Source organism: Mesorhizobium sp. WSM4821, from assembly GCF_055901555.1.
In genome coordinates this window covers 2,464,030-2,482,233 of the sequence record NZ_CM148371.1, presented here as the reverse complement: position 1 = coordinate 2,482,233, position 18,204 = coordinate 2,464,030, and the positions used below count along the sequence as shown (strand labels likewise).

General features: G+C 62.9%; 18 protein-coding genes and 1 pseudogene. 7 read left to right on the top strand and 12 right to left on the bottom strand.

The genetic code is table 11. From position 1 onward, the window contains the following. Nucleotides 1-241 precede the first annotated feature (241 nt). Nucleotides 242-1,192, bottom strand: coding sequence for a LysR family transcriptional regulator (locus tag AC0NID_RS11905; protein WP_473454705.1), 951 nt, complete (start codon nucleotides 1,190-1,192; stop codon nucleotides 242-244). 141 nt (nucleotides 1,193-1,333) lie between these two features. Between AC0NID_RS11905 and AC0NID_RS11900 the strand changes: the two genes are divergently transcribed. Beyond that, complete coding sequence (locus AC0NID_RS11900; protein ID WP_473454706.1) at nucleotides 1,334-2,302, top strand: MBL fold metallo-hydrolase; 969 nt, start codon at nucleotides 1,334-1,336, stop codon at nucleotides 2,300-2,302. Between the two features lie 191 nt (nucleotides 2,303-2,493). Here AC0NID_RS11900 and AC0NID_RS11895 read toward each other — a convergent pair whose 3' ends face one another. The 9 genes and pseudogenes from AC0NID_RS11895 to AC0NID_RS11855 form a co-directional block, all read right to left on the bottom strand. Then, nucleotides 2,494-3,351 (bottom strand): sigma-70 family RNA polymerase sigma factor, encoded by an 858-nt coding sequence (locus tag AC0NID_RS11895; protein ID WP_473454707.1) that lies wholly within the window; start codon nucleotides 3,349-3,351, stop codon nucleotides 2,494-2,496. After that, nucleotides 3,351-3,821 carry a carboxymuconolactone decarboxylase family protein gene (locus AC0NID_RS11890; RefSeq protein ID WP_473454708.1) on the bottom strand — a complete coding sequence of 157 codons (471 nt, stop codon included), beginning with the start codon at nucleotides 3,819-3,821 and terminating at the stop codon, nucleotides 3,351-3,353. Before AC0NID_RS11890 ends, AC0NID_RS11895 begins: the two co-directional genes overlap by 1 nt. Before the next feature lie 124 nt (nucleotides 3,822-3,945). After that, nucleotides 3,946-4,632 (bottom strand): ABC transporter ATP-binding protein, encoded by a 687-nt coding sequence (locus AC0NID_RS11885; protein WP_473454709.1) that lies wholly within the window; start codon nucleotides 4,630-4,632, stop codon nucleotides 3,946-3,948. After that, the gene (locus AC0NID_RS11880; protein ID WP_145716764.1) at nucleotides 4,629-5,378 is read right to left on the bottom strand and encodes an ABC transporter ATP-binding protein; all 750 of its coding nucleotides are present in this window, start codon (nucleotides 5,376-5,378) and stop codon (nucleotides 4,629-4,631) included. Before AC0NID_RS11880 ends, AC0NID_RS11885 begins: the two co-directional genes overlap by 4 nt. Further along, complete coding sequence (locus AC0NID_RS11875; RefSeq protein ID WP_473454848.1) at nucleotides 5,371-6,351, bottom strand: branched-chain amino acid ABC transporter permease; 981 nt, start codon at nucleotides 6,349-6,351, stop codon at nucleotides 5,371-5,373. Before AC0NID_RS11875 ends, AC0NID_RS11880 begins: the two co-directional genes overlap by 8 nt. 10 nt (nucleotides 6,352-6,361) lie before the next feature. Further along, complete coding sequence (locus AC0NID_RS11870; protein ID WP_473454710.1) at nucleotides 6,362-7,282, bottom strand: branched-chain amino acid ABC transporter permease; 921 nt, start codon at nucleotides 7,280-7,282, stop codon at nucleotides 6,362-6,364. A gap of 164 nt (nucleotides 7,283-7,446) precedes the next feature. Further along, nucleotides 7,447-8,586 carry an ABC transporter substrate-binding protein gene (locus AC0NID_RS11865; RefSeq protein ID WP_473454711.1) on the bottom strand — a complete coding sequence of 380 codons (1,140 nt, stop codon included), beginning with the start codon at nucleotides 8,584-8,586 and terminating at the stop codon, nucleotides 7,447-7,449. Between the two features lie 259 nt (nucleotides 8,587-8,845). Next, complete coding sequence (locus AC0NID_RS11860) at nucleotides 8,846-10,471, bottom strand: AMP-binding protein (protein ID WP_473454712.1); 1,626 nt, start codon at nucleotides 10,469-10,471, stop codon at nucleotides 8,846-8,848. A 73-nt stretch (nucleotides 10,472-10,544) separates the two neighbouring features. Further along, nucleotides 10,545-10,784, bottom strand: a pseudogene (locus AC0NID_RS11855) (acyl-CoA dehydrogenase family protein); the annotation flags it as partial. A 127-nt stretch (nucleotides 10,785-10,911) separates the two neighbouring features. On the opposite strand from AC0NID_RS11855, the gene AC0NID_RS11850 reads away from it, so the two are divergent. Both AC0NID_RS11850 and AC0NID_RS11845 read left to right on the top strand, forming a co-directional pair. Continuing rightward, entirely contained in the window at nucleotides 10,912-11,742 is an 831-nt protein-coding gene (locus AC0NID_RS11850; protein WP_473454713.1) for an alpha/beta hydrolase, read from the top strand. A gap of 75 nt (nucleotides 11,743-11,817) precedes the next feature. Then, nucleotides 11,818-12,054, top strand: a complete 237-nt coding sequence (locus tag AC0NID_RS11845; RefSeq protein WP_145716754.1) for an Lrp/AsnC ligand binding domain-containing protein — start codon at nucleotides 11,818-11,820, stop codon at nucleotides 12,052-12,054. A gap of 61 nt (nucleotides 12,055-12,115) precedes the next feature. Here the strand turns inward: AC0NID_RS11845 and AC0NID_RS11840 are convergent, their stop codons facing one another. Together AC0NID_RS11840 and AC0NID_RS11835 are read right to left on the bottom strand one after the other, a co-directional pair. Further along, nucleotides 12,116-13,195 (bottom strand): AI-2E family transporter, encoded by a 1,080-nt coding sequence (locus tag AC0NID_RS11840; RefSeq protein ID WP_473454714.1) that lies wholly within the window; start codon nucleotides 13,193-13,195, stop codon nucleotides 12,116-12,118. A 181-nt stretch (nucleotides 13,196-13,376) separates the two neighbouring features. Next, the gene (locus AC0NID_RS11835; protein ID WP_473454715.1) at nucleotides 13,377-14,213 is read right to left on the bottom strand and encodes a universal stress protein; all 837 of its coding nucleotides are present in this window, start codon (nucleotides 14,211-14,213) and stop codon (nucleotides 13,377-13,379) included. A gap of 65 nt (nucleotides 14,214-14,278) precedes the next feature. Between AC0NID_RS11835 and AC0NID_RS11830 the strand changes: the two genes are divergently transcribed. The 4 genes from AC0NID_RS11830 (at nucleotide 14,279) to AC0NID_RS11815 (ending at nucleotide 18,131) form a co-directional block, all read left to right on the top strand. Continuing rightward, nucleotides 14,279-14,698: a hypothetical protein gene (locus AC0NID_RS11830; RefSeq protein ID WP_473454716.1), complete on the top strand. Its 420-nt coding sequence runs from the start codon at nucleotides 14,279-14,281 to the stop codon at nucleotides 14,696-14,698. Nucleotides 14,699-15,450: 752 nt separating this feature from the next. Next, nucleotides 15,451-16,704: a 3-oxo-tetronate kinase gene (otnK, locus tag AC0NID_RS11825; protein ID WP_473454717.1), complete on the top strand. Its 1,254-nt coding sequence runs from the start codon at nucleotides 15,451-15,453 to the stop codon at nucleotides 16,702-16,704. Further along, a complete protein-coding gene (gene otnC, locus AC0NID_RS11820; protein WP_473454718.1) occupies nucleotides 16,701-17,336 on the top strand; it encodes a 3-oxo-tetronate 4-phosphate decarboxylase in 636 nt (211 codons plus the stop codon). The genes otnK and otnC overlap by 4 nt, the downstream gene beginning before the upstream one ends. A 402-nt stretch (nucleotides 17,337-17,738) precedes the next feature. Continuing rightward, nucleotides 17,739-18,131, top strand: coding sequence for a TIM barrel protein (locus tag AC0NID_RS11815; RefSeq protein ID WP_473454849.1), 393 nt, complete (start codon nucleotides 17,739-17,741; stop codon nucleotides 18,129-18,131). Nucleotides 18,132-18,204: the final 73 nt, after the last annotated feature.

The window sequence follows — 18,204 nt, the reverse complement described above, 5'->3', positions numbered from 1 at the left end:
CGGAGTGGGGCCGGAAACGCAGCATTATGCCATGTTGGTAATGGAATCAGCTGGGCATGGACTGCGTTCACATCCCGATCGTGCCCGGCCAATTTCAGGAAGGCGAAGTGCGCGATTTCCAGAAGGCGCTTGCCGAAGGCGGTGGATGTGTACCGGCGCACTGCAAGGCCGGCGGGGTGCCGTCGTCGGTAATGACGCGATGCTGCGCGTTAAGCCCAAGCGGCCCTTGGGGTAGGATCGGTCAGGCTGAGGCTCTCGCCTGCGTCGCCGCTAAGCCAGGGCCCGCCTCACTGATGAACGCACCCATCGCGGCGAGATGCTCGGTGAAGCCGTCAACGAACCGCCTGACCTTCAATGGAATGAAGCGGTTCGACGGATAGACCGCATGCACGTGGTGCGGTGCGTAGTGCCAATCTGGTAGCACATACTCGAGCTGCTCCTGGGCGACGAGCGGGTCGAGTATCACCTTGTGCCCGAGGCCGATGCCGAGGCCAGACAGCATTGCCTGCTGGTTAAGGAGCGAATTGTTGGAACATATGGTCGGCCGGATCCGCACCTCGGCCTTTTCTCCGCCTGGGCCGGTGAGCGGAACGATCTCCCGCGTCGCGATGTGGGCGTAAAGCAGGTAGTCATGCTCGGCAAGATCCTCTGGGCGCCGCGGCCGGCCCATCCGGTCGAGATAGGCCGGCGTTGCCGCGAGGCGTCGCTCCATCACCCCGAGCTTGCGCACGATCAGCCGGTCGTCACCGATGGTCCCCATGCGGATCACGACGTCGAGCCTTTCTGCGATCACGTCGACGAAACTGTCTGTCAGCGCCACGTCGAGTGTTAGTTCCGGATAGGCGCGCTTGAACTCGATCAGGTAGTTGCCGAGCACACCGGCGCCGAAGCTAGCCGGCGCGCCGACAGCAAGACGTCCGCACATCTTCGATTCGAGGCAGCCGACGCTGCGGTCCGCCTCCTCGATGCGCTCGATGATGTCGCGGGCACGCTCCAGATAGCGTCGTCCGGCTTCTGTCTGAGAAACATACCGGGTCGTACGGTCAAAGAGCCGGACGCCGAGGCGCTTTTCCAGCGCGCGGATCTGCTGGCTGACGGCCGGCTGGCTCAAGCCCAGCTCGCGTGCCGCCGCCGAGAAGCTGCCGGTCTCGGAGGCGCGTATGAAGCTGGTCAGCTCGGTCAGGCGGTCCATGATGGCAGCTCCCTGTCGTGATTAATAAGCAAGAGTAATAGCCGATATAAGAAGCCGGCAAGTTCAAAAAGCTGAACCTACGAAGTAGACTCATCTTGCTCTGTCCCGGAGCTACTTCGATCCCCAACCGGAGATAATGCCATGACGCTTTCCCGCCGTCATTTTCTCGCCAGTGCCGGTCTGGCCGGCGGCGCTCTTCTAGCCGGCGCCTCCGTTCCGGCACTGGCCCGCGCGCCACTGGCTGATGCCCCCACCATTGGCGCGCTGCGCCGCAAGGTGGGTTCGATCGAGGTCACGGCGCTGCTGGACGGCTATATCGACATTAAATCGGAGCTTTTCGTCGGGCTCGTCGACGGCGAGGCGCAACGTCTGGCGGAGGCCAGCTTCAACAAGCCCGGACCGCGTCGCACCCCCGTCAATGCCTATCTCGTCAATCTCGGCGACCGGCTGGTGCTCATCGACGCCGGTATGTCGGACGGCAGCGGCCCGGCGCTCGGCCGTCTTCCCGCGGCTTTGCAGGCTGGCGGCGTTGCTCCCGACCAGGTTGACACCTTGCTGATCACCCATATGCATCCCGACCATATCAACGGCGTGCTGACCTCCGCCGGCGACGCGCTATTTCCCAATGCCGAGCTCGTCGTCCCCACCACCGACTACGCCTTCTGGCACGACGACGCGAACATGAACCAGGCGCCGGACGAGGCGAAGCCGTTCTTTATCGTGGCACGCCAGGCTGCCGCCGCTTATGCGGACCGCCTGCGGCAGGTGGACGGCGAGCGCGAGGCGGTCGGCTCGATCCGCACCGTGCCGTTGCCCGGCCACACCCCCGGTCATGCCGGCTTCATCGTCGAATCGGACGGCGACGCACTGTTCATCTGGGGCGATGTCGTGCATATGGCGACCTATCAGTTCGCCCGCCCGGACTGGAGCATTGCGTTCGATATCGATCCTAAACTGGCAGCCGAAACGCGCAAGCGGACATTCGACCGGGTCACTGCCGACCGGATGCTGATCGCCGGGATGCATTTGCCATTTCCCGGCTTCGGACATGTCGCGCGCGACGGCCAAGCCTATCGCTTCGTGCCGGCCGAATGGGTCTATGACCTGTAGCAGAAGTCAGCCCGTGAAGCGACGCGTGTGTGTCAAAGCGATTTATGAGATGCGAGCCTACCAGCAATGCGGCGGTCAGGCTCTGCGGGCTGCGACGCGAGCACCCGACCGGGCGATAGCTGGCCAGGGTTGCCAAGCCGGGCGGGTGCGGCTTGGTAAAACGCCTCGCCTCCAGAGCAGGCCGTTGCCCCCTAATGCAGATGCCTCAGCTTGTCGGGGTTCCGAACCACATAGATCGCTGCAACCTTTCCGTCCTCGATTTCGAGCGCGGTTGTCTGGAGTTCACCATCAGCCTCCAGCGTGATGAAACCGGGCAATCCGTTGACGAATCCGGCACGAACAAGTTTCGAGCCATGCTTCTGGAACTGAGCCGCGAGATTTTCATGCACCTTCATGACGGCATCAAAGCCGAAGATCGGCTGCATGGCTGCGGAACGCTTGCCGCCGCCGTCGGCATGGATGCTGACATCGGCCGCCAACATCGCACCAAACGCCCTCATGTCGCCGCTGCGAGAGGCGTTGAAGAAAGCCTTGGCAAGCTCGAGGCTACGTTGTTTTTCCACCTGGAAGCGAGGCCTCGTCTCTCGGACATGGGTGCGTGCGCGCGCTGCAAGCTGGCGGCAGGCAGCCGGATCACGCTGGATGGTTGCCGCGACTTCCTCGAATTCTAACCCGAACACATCGTGCAGCAAGAAGGCCGCCCGCTCGAGCGGAGAAAGGCGCTCCAGTGCAAGCATCAACGGCAAGGTCACGTCTTCCTCTTCCTCCTCTTCCAGGACGGGATCCGGCAGCCAGGGGCCGACATAAGTCTCTCGCTGGCGGCGCGCTGATTTGAGCTGATCGAGGCAGAGCCGCGTGACAGTACGGCGCAGGAATGCCTCGGGCTCACGCACCTCGCTGCGGTCGGCCTTCATCCAGCGAATGAAGGCCTCCTGTACAACGTCCTCTGCGTCAGCCACGGAGCCCAGCATGCGGTAGGCGACGCGCATGAGCTTTGGACGCAGCGGGGCGAAACTCGCCGCTGCATCCTCATCTCTGAGGCCTGCCATCAGGCGGCCGCCTTGGCAGCGGAGTTTGCTGCCGCCGGATCGACCCATAAGCCGAAGCCGACCGCAAGGCGGTTCCAGCCATTGATGACATTGATCATCAATGTGAGCTTGACTTGCTCCTCGTCGGTGAACTGAGCCTTCAGGGCTTCATAGGCACTTTCCTGCCTATGTCTCTCGGAGAGCCGCGTCAGGGCCTCGGTCCAACCGAGCGCGGCGCGTTCGCGGTCCGTATAGCAAGGGGCCTCGCGCCAGGCCGACAGCAGGTAGATGCGCTGTTCGGTCTCTCCTTTCGCGCGCGCTTCAACAGTGTGCATATTGATGCAGTTCGCGCAGCCATTGATCTGGGAGGCACGGATCTTCACGAGTTCGATAAGACTGGGCTCGAGGCTGGAAGCGATCGCCATCGATGTGCCGGCCCAGCTCTTCATGAGTGAAGGGGCGGCAGCGAAGAGGTCAAGCTTGGCAGTCATGGTTCGTCTCCTACTGTTGGTTCCGACCCGATGACGAGGCAGGATCTGCCAGTGTGACATACACGACGCAATTTCTTGTTCGATGCCACCATGAGAGCCCTCCCGGCTGCGCATCCATGGGCTGTCAGACGCCGAGGTAGCGATCCTGCAGTTCAGGCGTGAGGTCGGCGGGACGGCCGGTCCAAACCGTCGTTCCCTTTTCGAGCACGAAACAGCGGTCGGCGGATGGCAGCAATTCGGCAAGCGTCTTGTCGACGATCAGGATCGATTGCCCTTCCGCCTTGAGCGTACGGATGACCGTCCAGATGTCGTGACGGATCACCGGCGCCAGTCCCTCGGTCGCTTCATCGAGGATAAGCAGGCGCGGATTGGTCATCAGTGCGCGGCCGATCGCCAGCATCTGCTGCTCACCGCCGGAAAGCGTCCGCGCCATCTGGTCGCGCCGTTCGGCGAGCCGCGGAAACAGTCCGTTGATCTGCGCAAGCGACCAGCGGCCGGGGCGCGCGGCCGCTGAGAGATTTTCCGCGACGGTGAGGTTGGGAAAGCAGCGCCGCCCCTCCGGCACCAGCCCGATGCCGAGCCGCGCAATGCGGTGCGGACGCATCGCCTGGGTCTCCCGTCCGGCGAAATGGATTGTTCCGGATCGCGCCGGATTGAGCGCCAGGATCGAACGGATCGTGGTCGTCTTGCCCATGCCGTTACGGCCCATCAGCGCCACGACCTCGCCCTCGGCGACGTCGAGCTCGACACCGAACAGAGCCTGGCTCGCACCGTAGAAGGTTTCCAGTCCGGCGATCTCGAGGAGGCTCATGCCGGATCTCCCAGATACGCGCGCCGCACTTCCGGATCGGTACGGACCTGATCGACCGTGCCGGAAGCGATGATGCGCCCGTAGACGAGAACGGAGACCCGGTCGGCAAGCGCGAAGACCGCATCCATGTCGTGCTCGACCAGAAGGATCGGCGCTTCCTCGCGCAGCCTGTCGAGAAAGCCCGTCAGCGAGCGCGAGCCTTCCGGCCCCATGCCCGCCATCGGCTCATCGAGCAGGAAAGCTTGCGAGCCGAGCGCCAGCGCGATGGCGATCTCGAGCTGGCGCCGCTCGCCGTGCGAAAGCTCGGCGGCCGGAACGCGTGCGCGCGTCGCCAGCCCAACCCGCTCGAGCGACGCCATTGCGGGCTCGATGAGCGACGCATCGCCCATCACCGGCCGGAAGAAGCGGAAGGACGAGCCCTGTCGCGACTGCACGGCGAGCATGACGTTGCGCAGAGCGGAGAATTCCGGCGCCAGCGACGAGACCTGGAAGGATCGTCCCAATCCCATCCGGGCGCGTTCGACAACGCCGAGATGGCCGACCGGCCGGCCGAGAAAGTCGATGTCGCCGCTGTCGGGTGCCAGCGTGCCTGCGATCTGATGGATAAGGGTCGACTTGCCCGCTCCGTTGGGGCCGATCAATGCATGGATCTCGCCCGGCTTCAGGTCGAGGCTCACATTCTCGGTGGCCTTCAACGCGCCGAAGCTCTTGCACAGGTTGCGGACGGCGAGGACGGCATCAGCCATGACGCATTCTCCCCGCGAGAAATCCGATGAGTCCGCCACGGACGAACAGCACGACGGCCAGGAGAGCGAGGCCGAGGAAGAACTGCCAGCGTTCGGTCAGCCCGCCGAGGACGAATTCGAACACCACGAACAGCATCGCGCCCGCCACCGGTCCCCACAGCCGGCCGACGCCCCCGAGAACGACGATGATGATGAGTTCGCCCGACATGTGCCAGGACAGCATCGACGGGCTCACGAAGCGGTTGAGGTCGGCATAAAGCGCCCCGGAGAGCGCCGTGATCGTGCCGGAGATGATGAAGGTGACGAGCCTTACCCGAAACGGCGCGATGCCGATCGACGCAACGCGCAGTTCGTTCTGGCGGGATGCCTGGAGCGCGGCGCCGAAGCGCGACCCCCTGATCAGCGCGAAGATCAGGAGCGCCGTCAGAAGCAAAGCGTAGCAGACGAGGAAATAGTTGATCGGTATGAGCGTGTTTATGCCCGGCACCACATTGCGGATAGTGATCGACAGTCCATCCTCGCCGCCATAGGCGGGCCAGGAGATCGCGAAATAGTAGGTCATCTGTGCGAAGGCCAACGTGATCATTATGAAGTATACGCCGGAGGTGCGCAGGCTGATCACGCCGATGGCGGCCGCCAGCAGCCCGCCCGCGAGAACCGCCACCAACCAGACCACCAGCATCTGGTTGGTGCCCGGCAGGGTGAACAGGCCAAAATTGAGCGGTTGGCCGGCAAAGGCGTGGCTGGCGAGAATGCCTGCCGCGTAGCCGCCGACGCCGAAGAAGGCGGCATGACCGAACGAGACCAGCCCGCCCAGGCCAAGCGCCAGGTTGAGCCCAACCGCGGCAAGACCCAGGATCGCCATGCGGGTGGCCAGCGTTACATAGAAAGGCTTGCCGAGCTGGAGCGCCAAAAAGGGCATCGCCAGCAGGATCAGGGCCAGGGTAACGTTGATCGCGGTTTCGCGGGAGATCGTCATCGGTTCATCCCCTCGCCGCGAACAGGCCCTGTGGCCGCACCGCGAGTATGGCCGCCATGACGATGTAGATCAGCATCGAGGCCAACGCGCCGCCGACGAGGCCGGCCTGCGATGGGTTCATAAGGAGGCCGAAGAGTTGTGGCAGCAGGAAGCGCCCCATCGTGTCGACCAGGCCGACGAGGAGTGCGCCGACGAGCGCGCCCTTGATCGAGCCGATGCCGCCGATCACTATGACGACAAAGGCAAGGATGAGCACCGGCTCGCCCATGCCGACCTGCACCGATTGCAGCGCGCCGACCAGCGCGCCGGCGAGCCCGGCCAGCCCCGCTCCGAGCGCAAAGACGACGGTATAGAGGGTGCGGATGTCGACGCCGAGCGCGCCGATCATTTCGCGATCAGATTCGCCGGCGCGGATTCGCATGCCGAGCCGCGTCTTGGAGATCAGCAGGAAAAGCCCAATCGCCACCGAGCCGCCGACGCCGATGATCGCCAGGCGGTAGAGCTGATACCGCGAACCGCCGGGGATTGGCACGGTGCCCTGCAGCAGTTGCGGAATGTCGAGGTAGAGCGGAAAAGAGCCGAACAGCCAGCGCGTGCCTTCGGAAAAGATCAGGATCAATGCGAAGGTCGCCAGCACCTGGTCGAGATGGTCGCGCTCGTAGAGGCGGCGAATGACAAGGATCTCGATGATCGCGCCGGCGGCAGCCGCCGCCGCGAGGCTGGCGGCGAGCCCGAGCCAGAACGAGCCGGTGGCGGCCGCGACTGTGGCGCACGCGAAGGCGCCGACCATGTAGAGCGATCCATGGGCAAGGTTGATCAGCCCCATGACGCCGAAGATGAGAGTAAGGCCTGCGGCCATGAGGAACAACATCACGCCGAGCTGCAGCCCGTTGAGGACCTGTTCGATGAAAAGAGCGGTTTGCAAGGTCAGTTCAGGCTCTTCTGGTCAAATTGGGCCGCAACACGGGCAGACCAAGTCGTTGCCGTGCGGCAGGGGGCGAGGGTCGGAGGCCTCAGGGAAACCGGCAGGAGATACGACTCATCGTCCCCTGCCGGTACCGTCTCCCCGCAAGCGGGGAGACGGCATGATCATTTCATCGCGCAGTCGGCGGCGTAGGCGTCCTGGTGCTTCTCGAAGGCGGTGCCGATAATCTTATTGGTGAGGCCGCCGCTCTCCTTGATCACCTCGCGCACATAGATGGTCTGGATCGGATGGTTGTTGTTGCCGAACTCGAAGTCCCCGCGCACGGAATCGAAATCGGCTTCCTTCAGAGCGGCGCGAAACGCGTCGGCATCCTTGACGCTCGCCTTGGTCGCGGCAGAGAGGATCAGGTTCGCGGTGTCATAGCCCTGGCTGGCGTAGAGCGAGGGCAGACGCCCGTATTCGGCCTGAAAGGCCGCGACAAAGGTTTTGTTGGCCTCATTGTCGATGTCCTTGTTCCACTGCGAGGAGTTTTTGACACCCAGGGCGGCGTCACCGACCGCGGCGAGGATGTCCTGGCTGAGCGAGAAGCCGGGACCCATGATCGGGATGCCGACGTCGGACTGGGCATACTGCTTCATGAAGGCGATGCCCATGCCGCCCGGCAGGAAGAAGAACACGGAATCGGCGCCGGAGGCTCTGATCTGTGCGATTTCGGCGGCATAGTCGGTCTGGCCGACCTGGGTGTAGATTTCGCCGGCAAGCTCGCCCTTGTAGAAGCGCTTGAAGCCGGTCAGGGCGTCTGTCCCGGCGGGATAGTTCGGCGCCATGATGAAAGTCTTCTTGTAATCCTGGTTGGCGTACTGGCCCATGGCCTCGTGCAGGTTGTCGTTTTGCCAGGCGACGTTGAAGTAATTCTCGTGGCACTGCGCGCCGGCCAGCGCCGAGGGACCGGCGTTTGGCGACAGGTAGAATTTGCCCTGCGCAACCGCGCTCGGAACAACGGCCATGGCTAGATTCGACCAGATGATTCCGGTCAGGATGTCGACCTGGTCGGACTGGATCATCTTGTCGGCGATCTGCACCGCGAGTTCCGGCTTCTGGCCGTCATCCTCGATCACGACCTCGACCTCGCTGTTGCCGGCCTTTTTTAGCGCCAGCATGAAGCCGTCGCGCACATCGATGCCAAGGCCCGCGCCGCCGCCCGAAAGCGTCGTGATCATGCCGACCTTGATCGGCTCAGCCGACGCGAGACCGGATACGCCCAGCGAAAGCACCACGAGGCTTGCTGCAATCAGTTTCTTCATAGTGTTACTCCCGTTGTTATCTCTATCGCTGTCTGCACCCTCTGGGGTCCTCACGATGAAAGAATCCCCGTGACTTTGCCAGCCCGGACGAAATGTTTTTGTTGTTGGGCCTCGGGCGACCGATGGTTCAGAACTCCGTCCTCGCTGTCCAGGGCCCGGGAAAAAAGCTCCACTTCCAGTATTCGCTGGGGGTGTGAGCCTCGCTGTGCCGACGTCGATGACATGATCGATGCCGCGTCGCCCTGCGCAATTCTTGCCATCAGCCTTGCTCGTCGCGCAGGCGAAAGCGCTGGATCTTTCCCGTCTGCGTCTTCGGCAGTGTGGTGACGAACTTGACCGAGCGCGGATATTTGTATGGCGCGATAACCGCCTTGACGTGCTCCTGCAGGAGCCGCGCCGTCTCTGCGTCGGCCGAAGCGCCTTCGACGAGCACGACATGTGCTTCGACGATCTGGCCGCGTTCCTCGTCCGCCGCGCCGATGACCGCGCATTCGAGCACAAGGTGGTGAGCCAGCAGCGCGGCCTCCACCTCCGGACCGGCGATATTGTAGCCGGACGACAGGATCATGTCGTCGGCGCGGGCGGCGAAGCGGAAGCGCCCGTCCTCATCCTGGATGAAGGCGTCGCCGGTCAGATTCCAGCCGTTTCGGACATACTCCCGCTGGCGCTCGTCGGAGAGGTAGCGGCAGCCTGTCGGACCGCGTACGGCGAGCTTACCGATCGTACCGCGCGGCATTTCGTTCATCTGATCGTCGACGATCTTCGCCTCATAGCCGGTGACTGGCCTTCCAGTCACGCCCGGCATGCGATCGTCGAGCCCATTGGTGATGAAGATGTGCAGCATCTCGGTGGCGCCGATACCGTCGAGGATCGGCTTGCCGGTCTTCTGCGTCCACTCGTGGTAGACAGGCGCGGGCAACGTCTCGCCGGCAGAAACGGCGATGCGCAGCGAGGAGAGATTGGCGCCCTCGTCCATTGCCTTCATCATGGCGCGATAGGCGCTCGGTGCGGTGAACGAGATCGTCGCGTGATACGTCTCGATGATCTCGACCATGTTGGGTGGCGTCGCGTTTTCCAGGAGCGTCGCCGCGGCGCCGAAGCGCAGCGGGAAGACCGCGAGCCCGCCGAGCCCGAAGGTGAAGGCGAGCGGCGGCGAGCCAACGAAGACGTCGTCCGGCGTGACGCCCAGAATTTCCTTCGCATAGCCGTCGGCGATGATCAGGATGTCGCGATGGAAATGCATTGTCGCCTTTGGCACGCCGGTGGTGCCCGAAGTGAAGCCAAGCAGCGCGACATCGTCCCGGCCGGTCTTTACCGCCTCGAACCTGACCTGCTTGTCGAGCGCAACGCGGTCAAGTTCGGCGTCATGGTTGGCGGTGCCGTCGAAACCGACCACCTGCTTGAGGAAGCGGCTATCCTTTGCGCAGGCGACGATCTCATCCTTGATGCGTGTGTCGCAAAGCGAAAGCGTGATCTCCGCCTTGTCGACGATCTTTGCCAACTCGCCGGCGCGCAGCATCGGCATGGTGTTGACCACCACCGCGCCGGCCTTGGTTGCGGCCAGCCAGCATGCGACCATCGCCGGGTTGTTGGGCGAGCGGATCAGGATGCGATTGCCGGGCCTGACTCCGTAGTTTTCCACCAGTGTGCGGGCAAGCCGGTTGGTCCAGTCCGTCAGCTCCTTGTAGGTGCGTCGGCGGCCATTGCCGATCAGCGCGGTGTGGTCGCCGAAGCCCCTCTCCACCATGCGGTCGGTCAACTCGACCGCGCAATTCAGGTGGTCGGGATAGTCGAAGCCGTCCTGCGGCAGGTCCGGCCACTGGTCCTGCGGCGGCAGGTGGTCACGACAGAAGGTGTCGGTATGGGCGGTTGGTCCGAGTTTCATGCCGCCACTCCCACGATTGCGTAGTCCATTCTGATGTGGGGGCGCTGAATCGACAACCGGCAATTCATGTTCTTCATGCTCCCATTGTCTGGCGCGCGATCACCACCTTCTGGATTTCCGACGCACCCTCGTAAATTCGCAGGGCGCGGATTTCGCGATCGAAGCTCTCCACGATGTGCTCCTTGCGCACGGCGTCGCCTATCGATCTGCTCTGTCGACCACCGCCTGCGCCCGGTCGGTGGTGTGAAGCCTGGCCATCGTGGCTTCTCTCGTATCCGGCACGGCGCCAGAATCCCTTCGTCCATGCGGTGCGGTTTGATGGCAGGATGACATCGAACTGGATTTATTCAAGCATGAAATTTCATGGTTGAAATATTGCCTGGATCTGGACAGATTGGCACTGCCGGGCAATTGAAGCCTACATCGACCGGGAGAGGGCAATGATCTATCGTCGCGTTGAAGACTGGGACGACGCCTATGCCAACGGTCCCAACATCCCGGGCGGCGACCGATGGCCCGGCCTGTGGGCGGAGCAGGCTAAGGCATTTCGCGACAAACTCTCAGCCAAGGGAAGGATGAAGCTCGATCTTTCCTATGGCGACCGGCCGCGCAACCGCTTCGACCTGTTCCTGCCTGAAGGCGAGCCGAAAGGGCTCGTCGTATTCGTTCATGGTGGCTATTGGGTACGTCTCGACAAAAGTCTCTGGTCGCATCTGGCGGGCGGCAGCCTCGCACGCGGCCATGCGGTCGCAATGCCCTCCTATACGCTCTGTCCCGATATCCGCATCTCCGGCATAGTGACGGAAGTCGCGGCGGCAATCGAGGCTGCCGCGAGAATGATAGGTGGGCCGATCCGCCTCGCCGGCCATTCTGCGGGCGGCCATCTCATCTCGCGGATGGTTACGACGTCCGCGCCGCTTTCGCAGGACGTGCAGCGGCGGATTGTATCCTCCGTGTCGATTTCCGGGCTCCACGATCTGCGACCGCTGATGAACATCGTTGCCAATGCCGACCTCAAGATCGACCGGGAGGAAGCAATGGCGGAAAGCCCGGCGCTGCTTGAGCCCATGGCGGGAGCGCGCTTGGCCTGCTGGGTCGGCGCCGGCGAGCGCGCCGAGTTCATCCGTCAGAACGGCCTGCTCGCCAACATTTGGACCGGCCTTGGTGCATGGACGTCAGTTGTCGAGGAGCCAGACCGGCACCATTTCAACGTCATCGACGGGCTTGCCGATCCTGACCACGCCCTGACGAGAACGCTGTTGACAGGCTGAGGGCGGCGCCCGACTCTGGTCGGGGATTAGCTGAAGCGGCGGCCCGAAGGGCCGGACTGCAGTGCGAGGAATACGATGAGACCGGTTTTCGTGCAGCTTCAATGTTCGCCTGGCAAGACCTATGAGGTTGCCGACGAACTGTTCGAGCGCGAAGTCGCGTCGGAACTCTATTCGACCAGCGGCGATTATGACCTGCTGATGAAGGTCTATATCGAAGATGGCGTCGATATTGGCAAGTTCATCAACGAGAATGTTGCCAATGTGCCGGGCATCGTCCGCTCGCTGACGACGCTGACCTTCAAAGCGTTCTGAGGCTCCCGAGGACATTTCCGTTTCACAGTCACCGCGCCAATCGCATTCTCGCGAAGATGACCTAAGTCGCGCGCCAAACAGGGGAACGCGCCGCCTCGGGCTGATCGTCCAATCGGTTCTTTAGGATATCGATGAGGCTGATGGTGACCGCGATCACCGCAGGGCCGAGGACGAGCCCTGATGCTCCGAAGAGGACGATGCCACCGACCGCGCCGATAAAGGCCACCAACGTGTGCAATCGCAGCCGGCTCCCGACAAGCATCGGATAGAGCAGATTGTCGATGCCGGCGACAACGACACCGCCCCAGACCGTCAGTATCGCCGCGCTCACCCACGCCCCTTCCAATGCGAGATAGATCGCTGCCGGCACCCAGATCACGAAGGCGCCGAGCACTGGCACGATGGCCAGAAGTCCCATCACCAGGCCCCAGAAGACCGGAGTGGGCAGGCCGAGCCACCAGAACATCAGGCCGCCCAGCGTTCCCTGCACGGCGGCGACCAGCACGGTTCCCATCAGGATCGCATGCACCGCCTCTGCAAAGCGGGACAGCATGTATGCCGTTTCCGGAGCACACAGGGGCGAAAGACCCTCGATCCCCCGCAGGGCGGGTTCGCGGTCCCGCAGGAAATAGAACAGCAGGTAGAATGTCAGCACGAACATCACGGCCTGATTGATCGAGCCGCGCAACAGCGATGTGCTTTGTCCCGTCAACCATTGTACAAGTGCGGCGACCGAACCGGCCGGATCGAGCTGGTCCTCGATCCACAGGGCAACGGCCGAAAGGGTGGGATAATTCGACATGAAACCATCCGCGTCCCAACCCTGGATGACTCCCTCCAGGTAAGTCGCTCCGTTTACCGCTTCGCGAACGAGCTGCTGTGCAACGAATACCAGCGGCAGGCCGATGGCGATCGCCGCGAGGCCAACTGATATCAGGGCGGCCAGAGTTCGATTTCCGAGCCTCCCCTCGACCCGCCGATGAGCCGGATAAAGGATGATTGCCAGCACGAGGGCCCAGGTCAAAGCGGGTAGAAACGGCAGCGCCAGCAGATAGCAGACATACAGACCGAGCGCTGTCGCCGCCAGGACGCCAAGCAACCTCAGTTGTTTCAAGTCGGGCATCTGTTTCAAATCAGGCATCTCTCGTCGTTTCACAAGCCACGCCAGCCTATTCGGTTCCCCGAAGAAAGGCGGCTACCTTTGCCTTGCCGTGCCCTCAGGGTGAAGGCGCTGTAAATTTGGATCCGGACAAGCAACGAACGGCGCCGGCGGCAGCACGTCAAAAAGTTCGCCGGCAATTTCCACATCGGGGGCACGCGGTTCAGTGTGAGAACAGCACCGGCAACCTGAGTTCATCGAGCACGTCCTCGGTTGCTCCGCCCAGCACGAAATCGCGAACGACAGAGTGGCCGTAACCGCCCATCACCAACAGATTGGCTCCCCTCTCGATGGCATGCGACTGCAGGCCGATCCCGACCGGGCGGTCGTCAGCGTCGATAGAGACAGCTTCCGCGGTCAACCCACTCCTCCTAAGCCCGGCCGCCAGGCGCTCGGCGCCATTGCCTCCCATGATGGGCTTCTCGCCGACGATGGCGAGCACGGTGATCTTGGATGCCTGTTCGAGGAATGGCTTGGCGTCCGCAACGGCGCGCGCCGCGACCCGGCTCCCATCCCAGGCGATCGCAACATGGTCGATCGGCTCGAAGGCCGGGGTCTCCGGCAGCAGGATGGCCGGACGGCCGGATCCGAAGATGACGGCTTCCGCGGTGGCCCGCGATGTCGGATTGTCAGCCTCCCATCCGAGCAGCGAAATATCGAAATAACGTGCCTCGATTGCTGCGGCTTCGCCAATCAGCGCCAGCGTCGCCGACGACACGCCGGTCGTCAGGCTCACCGGCCTCCTTGCGGCTTCCTCACGAATCTTCTCGAGCAGGCGCTCGCCGCGCCGGCGGCTCGCCGCTTCGGCTTCGCGAATGAGTTCCGGCAATTTGAGCAGTAGCCGCGACATGACGTTCGAAACGTCCGGAATATGGGCGTTGATGACTTCGGCATGAAGTTCGGCGCCCAGATGTGCTGCAATGGCCACCGCGTTGGATGCGATCGCATCCGAGTTGCTGTCGGGATAGGTGGCAAGAGGGAGAAACGCCTGCGATTTCACGGTCGACACCCCTGGTTGAAACGACCATCGCCAGACACCGGTGGGTAGCGACGCTGAGGGCATGATTGACGCATACCGGCCGCGACGCTTTGATGTGGCTCAAATCGACCAGTTCCGGCACCTCCAAAGAAGCAACACGCCATGCTCCCGCCAAACCGGCGCTCCGGCGAATCCGGTCCCTGGACAGGAATCCGGCGCCAAAATCTTGTTCGCCTGGCGTTTACCGGCCACTCGATCGCTGTTTTCGGTTGATCCAGATCAAGGCGTTTCCGCTATTCGCGCAGTCTCCTCAGTCGGTCTTGGAAGGGAGAACAAACGTGCCAACGGACAGCTTGCTCGTCACTATCGCCGTCGTGGTCGTCTTTGCATTTTTTATGACCGTGCTGGGCTATGCCTCTTTCGTTGAATCGCGTCGCCTGCCAGGTGCGAAAAATCGCGCCAGAATTCAGTCGAGCCGAAAGCCTGAAGCATCAAATATGAGATAGCGTCCCGTAACCAGGGGAACCTTGAGGATGGGGCCATCCTGATTTCGGTCCTGCATCGGCGGGCCTGCGACGTATGAGTGTCCCTTCAGTGTGGTCTGCCAGATCGTGGGGAAGTCCACGCCTTTGCTTCGCGTCGAATTGCACTCCCTGACAAGTTTGGAGACGATGTTCGCCATCGGCGCGACCTCTTCGATAAGCTGCTGATTCCCAAGGCATCCTATGATCGCGACCGCCTGCATTTGATCTAAATCAAATGACCCGACATTTCTCGCTCTTAGGGCAGGTTATGCCGGTTGGATGCTGCCCATCGCTTTGCCAAAGTGCGGTTCCATGGCTTGCTCGTGAACACCGGTCTTGCAGTCATCGTTTCAAGGCCGCGCACGGCCAATAGAAAAAAGGCCGGACTGTTAAAGTCCGGCCAAGCATGAAGGTTCAAAACCTCCAGAGGGGAACGCGCCGGACGCAATGGGAGGAAACATCCGACGCAAGGCCTATATGGGTCAGCCCAAGTGACGTTTCAACGACATGTGGTGGGCCACATCGGCCGCTCCGTAGAGCCACGTACCGATTCGATCATCACGGCCCGTGGTTCAGTTTTAGCGTGACAGCCCTATGAGAACGGTTTTACTGGATTGCTTAACGGTCCAGTTGTCGGTGATATGATGCCGCCTCCCTATAGCAAGAGCGTCATTGTTGTCGCCACGACCGGAATGCCGGCTACACTCGGCAAACCCCCGATCTAGGGATCCACCATGCTTCTGGGAGCCATCGCCGACGATTTCACCGGTGCGAGCGATCTCGCCAATACGCTTGCCAAGGGCGGCATGGCGACGACGCAATTCGTCGGCATCACAGCCGATCCGGCGCCATCCGGCTGCGAGGCAGGCGTTGTCGCCTTGAAGACACGGTCGATCGCCGCCGAGGAGGCAGTGCGCCAGTCGCTTGAGGCCGCGCGCTGGCTGCTCGGGCAAGGCTGCGAACAGATCGTCTTCAAATACTGCTCGACATTCGATTCCACGCCGAAAGGCAACATCGGTCCGGTCGCCGAATCCCTGCTCGACCTTCTCGGAGCGGACATGGCGGTCGTCTGCCCAGCCTTTCCCGCAACCGGGCGCCGGCTGTTCATGGGCCATCTGTTCGTCGGCGACCGGCTGTTGAACGAATCCGGCATGGAGAACCATCCGCTGACACCGATGACCGACCCCGATCTCCGCCGCTGGCTTCGGCTCCAGACCCGTGGCGAAGTGGGGTTGGTGCCGCTGCATACGGTCCGTGGCGGTGTGTCGGCCCTCGGGCAGGCCTTCGCTGAGCAGCGGGCACAAGGACGGCGGCTTGTCGTCGCCGATGCGGTTGCGGAGGACGATCTTCAACTGCTCGGTCTGGCGCTTGCCGGCCACAGGCTCGTGACCGGCGGCTCCGGCATCGCGATGGGGTTACCGGAGAATTTCCGCAAGGCCGGCCGGCTTTCCCAGAGCGCACACGCTACCACAGGCGCCGCGGGGCCGGCCGTCGTGCTGTGTGGCTCCTGTTCGAAGGCTTCGCAGGCGCAGGTCGCCGCCTATCTCGCCGCCCATCCCGGCCTCGCTCTCGATCCGGCCGCGCTCATGGACAAAACCATGACCGTCGACTACGCGGCCGATTGGTTCTGGCGGCAAAAGCAGGTGCCGATCATCTATTCGACAGCCGACGCCGCCGCCGTTTCCGGCGCCCAGGCGCGCTACGGGCGCGCCGAGGTGGCGCAGGCCATAGAGCGTTTCTTCGCAACGCTCGTGCGCCGGCTCGTCGACGGCGGGGTGCGCCGCGTGGTGGTCGGCGGCGGCGAGACATCCGGCGCCGTGGTCGAGGCGCTCGGTGTCAGCAGCCTGCATATTGGCGAAGAGATCGACCCGGGCGTACCGGCGTTGCTGGCAGATCGCGGCGACCCGCTTGGCCTCGCGCTCAAGAGCGGCAATTTCGGCGCCAATGATTTCTTCGAGAAAGCGGTACAAAGGATCGGTACGCCATGAGCGAACAGGCAGTCCGCGACAATCTGGTCAAATGGGGCAAATCGCTGTTCGAGCGCGGCCTCACCGCCGGCTCGTCGGGCAACATGTCGGCGAGATTAGACGACGGGTTTCTGTTCACGCCGACCAATTCCTGTCTCGGTTTCCTCGACGCGGACAGGCTGTCGAAACTCGACGCCTCGGGCAAGCATGTCTCGGGCGATGCGCCGACCAAGGAATTGCCGCTGCATTTCGGCTTTTACGACCAGCGGCCCACGGCGCGCGCCGTGGTTCATCTTCATTCGACCTATGCGACCGCGCTATCCTGCCTCTTAGACGTCGATCCGGCCGACGCCATTGCGCCGATCACTCCCTATGTCGTGATGCGCGTCGGACAGGTGCCGGTGGTGCCCTACACTCGCCCCGGTTCCGAGGCGGTCAAGCCGCTGATCGACGCGCTCGCGGCGCGCCATCCCGCAGTCCTCCTGCAGAACCATGGGCCTGTGGTGGCCGGCGCCTCGCTCGATGCGGCGGTCTTCGCCATCGAGGAGCTCGAGGAAGCGGCAAAGCTTGCCATCATCTTGCGAGGCATGAGCGTCCGCCATCTCGACGCCGGCGCCATCGCCGAGCTCAACCAGCATTTCAAGCTGAAGTGACCATGCCGAGATTTTCCGCGAACCTCGGTTTCCTGTGGACCGACCTTCCCTTGCTGGACCGCATCGCCGCAGCCGCAGCGGCGGGTTTCAGGGCGGTCGAACTGCATTGGTCCTATGACGTCCCGGCCGGGCTTGTGAAGCAGGCTTGTGAAAAGCACGGTATGGAATTGCTCGGCATCAACACACCTGTCGGCGATGCCGCCAGGGGCGATTTCGGCCTCGGTGCGCTGCCGGGTCGGCAGTCAGATTTCGCCAAAGCTTCCACCAGGCTGCGGACTATGCGCGCCGGAGCGGCGCTTCGTCGGTCCATGTCATGGCCGGCGTCGTCGAGCCTGAAGCCAGCCGGAAGCCACGGAAGTCTTCGCGCGCAATCTCGCCTTCGCGGCAGCTGCCGTCCCGGATCTGATACTGCTTCTGGAGCCGGTCAACCAGCGCGACAAACCGGGATATTTCTATTCGACGATCGCCGAGGCGGCGGCGTTGATCGAACGCGTCGGCGCGCCCAACATCCGGATCATGTTCGACGTCTATCATGTCGGCGTCAGCGAAGGCGACATCCTCAAACGCCTCGAGCGATATTTGCCGATGATCGGCCATGTGCAGATCGCCGCCGTTCCAAGCCGCGCCGAGCCGGACGAAGGCGAGATCGCCTATGGCGTCATATTCGCCGCGCTCTACCGGCTCGGCTATGCCGGCTGGGTAGGCTGCGAATACAGGCCGCGCGCCGGCACCGACGAGGGATTGCGCTGGATGAAGACGCTCCAGGTTCTGATGACCCGGAAATCGCCCTGTTAAACGGGCGAGGCGAGGAGTGTCCCGAGGAACACTCCTCGCCCGTTTTTACTCCGAAAGCGTGAAGGGCGCCGTG

Bases quoted from the DNA above. Each gene is read 5' to 3' on its own strand.
- AC0NID_RS11895 (WP_473454707.1), bottom strand. From the start codon at position 3,351: ATGGCAGGCCTCAGAGATGAGGATGCAGCGGCGAGTTTCGCCCCGCTG.
- otnK (WP_473454717.1), top strand. From the start codon at position 15,451: ATGCTTCTGGGAGCCATCGCCGACGATTTCACCGGTGCGAGCGATCTC.
- AC0NID_RS11890 (WP_473454708.1), bottom strand. From the start codon at position 3,821: ATGACTGCCAAGCTTGACCTCTTCGCTGCCGCCCCTTCACTCATGAAG.
- AC0NID_RS11900 (WP_473454706.1), top strand. From the start codon at position 1,334: ATGACGCTTTCCCGCCGTCATTTTCTCGCCAGTGCCGGTCTGGCCGGC.
- AC0NID_RS11865 (WP_473454711.1), bottom strand. From the start codon at position 8,586: ATGAAGAAACTGATTGCAGCAAGCCTCGTGGTGCTTTCGCTGGGCGTA.
- AC0NID_RS11845 (WP_145716754.1), top strand. From the start codon at position 11,818: ATGAGACCGGTTTTCGTGCAGCTTCAATGTTCGCCTGGCAAGACCTAT.
- AC0NID_RS11905 (WP_473454705.1), bottom strand. From the start codon at position 1,192: ATGGACCGCCTGACCGAGCTGACCAGCTTCATACGCGCCTCCGAGACC.
- otnC (WP_473454718.1), top strand. From the start codon at position 16,701: ATGAGCGAACAGGCAGTCCGCGACAATCTGGTCAAATGGGGCAAATCG.
- AC0NID_RS11860 (WP_473454712.1), bottom strand. From the start codon at position 10,471: ATGAAACTCGGACCAACCGCCCATACCGACACCTTCTGTCGTGACCAC.
- AC0NID_RS11885 (WP_473454709.1), bottom strand. From the start codon at position 4,632: ATGAGCCTCCTCGAGATCGCCGGACTGGAAACCTTCTACGGTGCGAGC.
- AC0NID_RS11880 (WP_145716764.1), bottom strand. From the start codon at position 5,378: ATGGCTGATGCCGTCCTCGCCGTCCGCAACCTGTGCAAGAGCTTCGGC.
- AC0NID_RS11840 (WP_473454714.1), bottom strand. From the start codon at position 13,195: ATGCCTGATTTGAAACAGATGCCCGACTTGAAACAACTGAGGTTGCTT.
- AC0NID_RS11850 (WP_473454713.1), top strand. From the start codon at position 10,912: ATGATCTATCGTCGCGTTGAAGACTGGGACGACGCCTATGCCAACGGT.